This is a genomic window from Rhodococcus sp. TAF43 (assembly GCF_052113525.1).
Taxonomy (GTDB): domain Bacteria; phylum Actinomycetota; class Actinomycetes; order Mycobacteriales; family Mycobacteriaceae; genus Prescottella.
In genome coordinates this window covers 1-5317 of record NZ_JBFRDL010000095.1, presented here as the reverse complement: position 1 = coordinate 5317, position 5317 = coordinate 1, and the positions used below count along the sequence as shown (strand labels likewise).

9 protein-coding genes and 1 pseudogene are annotated in these 5317 nt (G+C 61.7%); 2 read left to right on the top strand and 8 right to left on the bottom strand.

The window, feature by feature from the left end; translation table 11 throughout:
* Nucleotides 1-318 (top strand): hypothetical protein (locus tag AB4Z09_RS28645; RefSeq protein ID WP_442241336.1); only part of this gene is annotated, 318 nt, incomplete at its 5' end.
* 104 nt (nt 319-422) lie between these two features.
* Here the strand turns inward: AB4Z09_RS28645 and AB4Z09_RS28640 are convergent.
* The 8 genes and pseudogenes from AB4Z09_RS28640 to AB4Z09_RS28605 form a co-directional block, all read right to left on the bottom strand.
* Nucleotides 423-773: a YbaB/EbfC family nucleoid-associated protein gene (locus AB4Z09_RS28640; protein ID WP_181818755.1), complete on the bottom strand. Its 351-nt coding sequence runs from the start codon at nt 771-773 to the stop codon at nt 423-425.
* A 188-nt stretch (nt 774-961) separates the two neighbouring features.
* The gene (locus AB4Z09_RS28635; RefSeq protein ID WP_114721446.1) at nt 962-1228 is read right to left on the bottom strand and encodes a DUF7683 domain-containing protein; all 267 of its coding nucleotides are present in this window, start codon (nt 1226-1228) and stop codon (nt 962-964) included.
* Complete coding sequence (locus tag AB4Z09_RS28630; protein WP_442241337.1) at nt 1225-1326, bottom strand: colicin E3/pyocin S6 family cytotoxin; 102 nt, start codon at nt 1324-1326, stop codon at nt 1225-1227. Before AB4Z09_RS28630 ends, AB4Z09_RS28635 begins: the two co-directional genes overlap by 4 nt.
* The gene (locus AB4Z09_RS28625) at nt 1313-2476 is read right to left on the bottom strand and encodes a WXG100-like domain-containing protein (protein WP_442241335.1); all 1164 of its coding nucleotides are present in this window, start codon (nt 2474-2476) and stop codon (nt 1313-1315) included. Before AB4Z09_RS28625 ends, AB4Z09_RS28630 begins: the two co-directional genes overlap by 14 nt.
* Nucleotides 2476-2763 carry a WXG100 family type VII secretion target gene (locus tag AB4Z09_RS28620; RefSeq protein WP_114721448.1) on the bottom strand — a complete coding sequence of 96 codons (288 nt, stop codon included), beginning with the start codon at nt 2761-2763 and terminating at the stop codon, nt 2476-2478. The genes AB4Z09_RS28625 and AB4Z09_RS28620 overlap by 1 nt, the downstream gene beginning before the upstream one ends.
* Nucleotides 2763-3068 carry a WXG100 family type VII secretion target gene (locus AB4Z09_RS28615; protein WP_181818756.1) on the bottom strand — a complete coding sequence of 102 codons (306 nt, stop codon included), beginning with the start codon at nt 3066-3068 and terminating at the stop codon, nt 2763-2765. The genes AB4Z09_RS28620 and AB4Z09_RS28615 overlap by 1 nt, the downstream gene beginning before the upstream one ends.
* Nucleotides 3069-3164: 96 nt before the next feature.
* A pseudogene (locus tag AB4Z09_RS28610) lies at nt 3165-3361 on the bottom strand (IS3 family transposase); the annotation flags it as partial.
* 401 nt (nt 3362-3762) lie between these two features.
* Complete coding sequence (locus AB4Z09_RS28605) at nt 3763-4629, bottom strand: hypothetical protein (protein ID WP_442241334.1); 867 nt, start codon at nt 4627-4629, stop codon at nt 3763-3765.
* A gap of 154 nt (nt 4630-4783) precedes the next feature.
* Between AB4Z09_RS28605 and AB4Z09_RS28600 the strand changes: the two genes are divergently transcribed.
* On the top strand, nt 4784-5122 hold the full coding sequence (locus AB4Z09_RS28600) for a hypothetical protein (protein ID WP_442241333.1): 339 nt from the start codon (nt 4784-4786) through the stop codon (nt 5120-5122).
* Nucleotides 5123-5317: the final 195 nt, after the last annotated feature.

Below are 5317 nucleotides of genomic sequence, written 5' to 3'. Positions count from 1 at the left end.
GAGCACCATCATTCGGGGCCGTGGACCCCGACGCAACCCGACCGCGTCGGCCACCCCGCCACGTCCGGAAACCGGAACCATCACCGGGACAAGAAATCCGAACTCGATCAGGCCGGCACGCCGCGCTCACGAAAGATCGAGGCTAAGGCGCCCCTAATCACACAAATGTGGATGGGCCGAATGCCGATGCCAGCTGATCGCGGACGAGTCTGCGCGCAGTGGCAAGTTCTCGATGTCGGCCGGAACGATTTGATAGTGATGCTGACGCATGAGGAAGACGGCATGCGCGTCTGTCGGTCGGGACTCGGTCTGTATTGAACTCGGTCCGGTTCAGTGCTCCCGACGGATTCTGCGATGTGCCATGAACGAGCCTTGGTGGAGGACGGCGCTCGACGATTGCCGCGACGACCCGATCGACGGCTTCAGTCGTCGTTCAGCAGTTCGTCGACAAACTTTCTCGCTGCGAGAGAGTCGCGATCACCGGTGAACGGGCGCGCGACCTCCTCGACTCTCTGCGCAGCCTCTGCCTGTGCCTTCTGAATTGTGTCCCGCAACAGGTTGCTCAGCTGGACGTCGCCGAGGCGTAGTGCCTGTGGCGTGAGACGGACGTCGGTGACTTTGGCCTGTGCGTCAACCGCGATACTGAGTTCACCGTTGCGAGAATTGGTTCGAACCTTGATCTCAGCCAGTGCTTCACGTAGTGACTTGTTCTTCCGCCGCCAGCTGGCAACAGCAGCACGCTGTGCAGCGTTCCACTCATCCAAGTACTCCATTGCAAACTCCTGAAAGAAGTATTTTCGTCCGACCAATCGTGCTTTCTCACGGGATGGTCGGACTTGGCGGTCGCGGGAATCGGCTAACGTCCGTGGTTCGTCGGTGTACTTTCCGAACTCAGGAACGAGCGACGCAGGTGATCTATATCCGAACGGTTCAACCTGACGTCGGCCTGAATTGGTCGGCGTCATTCATCGTAGAACCCAACCTGGTAATCCTGCGAATCGTCAAGCTTGAAGGTCTCGTCGATGTACTCCGCGAAGCTGGGGAGCGTTTCTGGTGGAATGTCGTAACCCCCCGCTTCGAGTGGGTACTTAACCCCGCCAATTTCCACGGTGTCGCCGAGGTTGAGTAGCTTCTTCAGCGTGGCCGTGTTCAATCCGGGCATGGCATAGTCACGAACTTGCAGCGCGGACTCCCTGTCGAAAGCCTCCAAATACCACATATGGTTCATCGCTCCGGTCTACGTTTCGGATCAGCTGGCTTTGTTTGCGCACCGGTGTCGGGATTATACTCGCCTTGATGCTTTCCGTTCTTGTCATATTTCTCGATCGCGCCGTGCTGATAGTCCCACTCGTACGTATTTCTCGATCGCGCCGTGCTGATAGTCCCACTCGTACGTATTTCCCTTGTCGTCTTGCCATCTTTTTCGGTGGCCGAGTCGTTTCGCTGGCCGCGCATTAGGGAATCCCGACAGATTCTTCGGCGGCGTGACGTAGTTGTGTGCGCCTCCACCCCCGCCGCTAGTCGTGGTCGAGTTGAACGTGGTCGGGTTTGCTTCGAGCAAGGGTTGTAGGTCGGTGGCCACTCCACCGATTGCGACACCGGCGGCAACCGTCGCGCCTACTGCGGCCGCGGCCGCGGCGTCGAAGGTGATGAGGACCGTGACGATGGATGCTCCGGCTGCACTGCCGGCTGCACCTGCAGCGGCCGCCGCCCCGGTCCCGGCCGTGAAGAAGCCCGCGATGCCCCCGATGATGAGGCCTGCACCCAGGGCGCCGGCGAGGATTGCGAGGATCTTGTGGTGAGCGTCCTCTATCTTGTCGGCCCAGTCCTCACAAGACGACGCGAGACTCTCGTATTGGGCCGCCACTTGCTCGGTGTCGGTGAATACCAAGTCCATCTGTGCCAAAGCCTGAGGTATCTCGCCCGAGACGATGTCCTCGAGGAGGGGGAATGCCGATCCGGTCTCGTCTCCTGCGCTCCGGAGTCCTTTCGCGGCGGCACGCCACGCATCGCCGAGCGCCCGCAGCTTGTCGGGGTCTCCGTTGGGCCACGTGTGGCCTTGTAGCCAGCTGCTGACCAAGCCCCACCCGAACGGCTCGTCGGTGTCACCGCCGAACGCTCCCTTGAAGGTTGGCGACGTGCTGCTCGGGAGTTGTGGCGGCGGTCCGTCCGGGGGTTCCGGGGGATTCTTGTTGGCCTTCTCGACATTTTCGTGGTTGAGGGCGGTGAAGGCGAGGAGATCGTGCATCTTGCCGAATGCGTTGACGATGTCGGTCCCCGCGGCGATAGCGTCGAATGCCGCCGGATCGTAGCTCGCTGCCCAAGTGGCGCCCGCGCTGTCGCTCCCGGCGCAGCCCCAGTTCGCGTCGAGCACCGCCGCGAGAGTGATAGCCACTTCCTGCCCGCTGGCTTGTGCTGTTCCGTACAGTTCCGCCGCATCGGCCAGCAGTGAGGCGTCCATGGTGATCGGGGCCATCAAGGCCACATCCCCATGTTGTGCTCGACATTTGCAATGTACCTGTCATGCGCGCTCTGTGTGGCGGTCTCGAGTGCAGCCAAGGCGGTCTGCATATCCATCATTTCGCGGTGCCAGGTAGCGGCCTTACCTCGATGCGCATCGGCGGCATCTCCTTGCCAATCAACATGTAGCGCAGCAACTTCACGTTCAACCTCGGCGATGCGCTGCTCGAATTGTCGACCGATTCGGCGGGCTTTCTCGACAAGCGCGAGAATCTGTTCTGTGTTGGCGACGTAGCCTGCCATCAGGCGTCGAGCTCCAGCCTGAGACTGTCTGCTTCGCGCGCATTGCGGTTGTCGGCATTCGTGTAAGCGTCTGCTGCTTGGTGCAGCAACCCGGCGTCGCCGCTCAGCGCCACGGACACACGTCGCGCCGAATCGACCCACTCCGCCCACAGCGCCGCATGGGTGTCAGCCGCATCGCCAGCCCAGTCGTCCTCCATGAGGTTCTCGGCCTCGCGGCGGAGATTCTCGACATCGTCCCAGAATTCGTCAGCCAATGTGGCCACCCGATTCGCGGTCGAATGCATCCGCTCCGGATCACTTCTCATCATCACCCCTGACCCGCCGGTAACGGGTGACCCCCACCCCGTCGCGAGATTACGAGCGCCTGTCCTGAGCTCAGTTGACTCGCGGGGTGTAGAGGTTCAGGCGGCGAGTGGGACCTGGTTGAGGGTCACATGTTCGACAGGAGCCAGGCGTCCGAGGTCGCGTTGGCTGCATCGGCGGTGGCAAGTGCGTTGAATCAAGCGGATGATCGCCAGTCGCAGTTTGTCGCGGTGGCCCAGAGCTGCCGGTCGAGGACGTTCTTCTGGAGCCGCGAGGAGAACGACTCCATCGCCGCGCCAATGGAGAGGGAGGGATGGATGGAATGGTTGGAGCGGTTGGTTGAGAGAAGAGAAGAGTAGAGAGAAGAGAGGGATGTTCACCAATGGCGGAGCGTGGTGGGCTGCATGCGGATTGGATAGGTCTACCGGTCGGCAATCACGCTTAAGGAGGTCTCCAGATCACGGAAGTCTGGAAGAGTTCCAGACTTTGTAAGTCCGGGTGCGCTCGAGTCCGGTATAGGCCACCTTTCCCGGACTGAATGTAGGACCGGTTACCGGGACGCCTGCGCCGGCCGCTGGTCGAGGTCGTTGTCAGTTTCAGAAGTCGACTGCACGGATGTCAGTAGTGGTGTGCACATGTCTACGGTTGTGATCGACCTCAGTAGCGACCGTTGTCCGAACGCCGCCACGGCCGAAGTCAGGATCCAGACGACAGTCGGCGGTACTCAGCGACGAGGTCGTCGCGTTCACGGAGGATTCGTGTGCGTTCCTGACGGCTCAGCCGCCGCAGCTGGATGGCGAGGATGGCGTCGGCGCCGGTTGTGGTCACATCGAGCAGGTTCATCAGCTCGGCGCGGGCGGCGTCGGTATCGGCGCTGTCTGCCAGCGCGTGGAAGACCTGCTCGCGGTGTTCGAGAGCCGACGCGACGGCGCTGATGACCTCGCGGCGTTGTCCGAGTGTGGTGAGTGGATCGGCTGGGTCCGGCGGCACGGCGGCAATCAGCCCATCCCAGGTGAAGGTCGATGCCGGAAGTGTGTCGTGTACTTCGACGTCGGTGAGGGTTGTGGCCAGTTCGTTCTCGGTCGAGTCGAGCCGCATCAGTAGTCCGGTCGCGTCATCGATCACCACCGTCAACCGGCCCGGGTCGCCGGTGTCAGGGACCAGGGTCAGCTCCCATCCTCGGCGGCCGTCGATGACGACGGAAGTAGCAGTTCTTGTCGGGACGAGTCGGCGGCTGAGGTTGTGTAGCAGCGTGTCGGGGCCGACGATGTCGAGCGGGCTGACTGGACCGAGGTCCAGCAGGTGGAATGAGCCGGGAAGACGGCGCATCTCCTCGCCCTCCCGCAGGAATGTGGTCCGGGGATTGCGAACGTAGACGGTGTGGCCGGCGCGGTCGATGCGCCATCGTTCACCGGGCCCGTATCGAAGCGTGAACTCGCCGGCCTGCGCCGTATCGCTGTCGTCGGGACGGGACTCGTAGCGCAGCACGGCGGAGATGAACAATGACGACGATGCCGCATGGCGGCCCATGAGTTCGATCCACGACGGGGCACGCTCTGCCATGCGGCGCACACTATCGAACCGCTGACGTCCAGACGTCGAGTCCGCGACACACGTCATCAGTCCGAGCTGAGCATTGGTGGTTCTGCAGGCAAGTGGATCGCCGGAGATGGGCCTCGTGTTGAATGAGTGTGACGCAGAGAGAAGGGGCTGACTCATGTTTGGATCGAGTTCTGAGCTGAAACGCGCAGTGCAGATGATGACGGAGGCTGCGCCGCGCTCAGACCTCCTTGCGTTGCTGTGTGAGCAGATCAGCGAGCAGGTGGGGTACGAGATCGCTGAGCACGAGAGGGAGATCGACTCGCTCCAGAAGAGTCTTCCAGAGGAAGATCCGRGAAAGCTGGCAACAATCGCGTTCCGTCAGGGAGCCATCCGCACGCTTCAAAGCGAAATGAAGCGCTGGCGAGCGGTCTCTGACGCATTCGAAAATGCGCCAGAGACCCGGCCAGCGAACCCGGCCAACTACGCCTTCGTGAGGATCGGCGAGCGCGATTAGCGACTTATCCGCGCAGCTGCGCGGCGCTAGAACCTATCCCAGGAATTTGCAGAGCTGACCCGCTTGGCACGTGACTCGATCGGACTGCACGGTTCCGATGACCGAAAGCCACGAACTCGTCTCGGTCGCGATGTACGCATCGTAGGCATCCCAGAAGTACTTCTTGGGCTGGGACGGATACGGTAGTGCATGCAT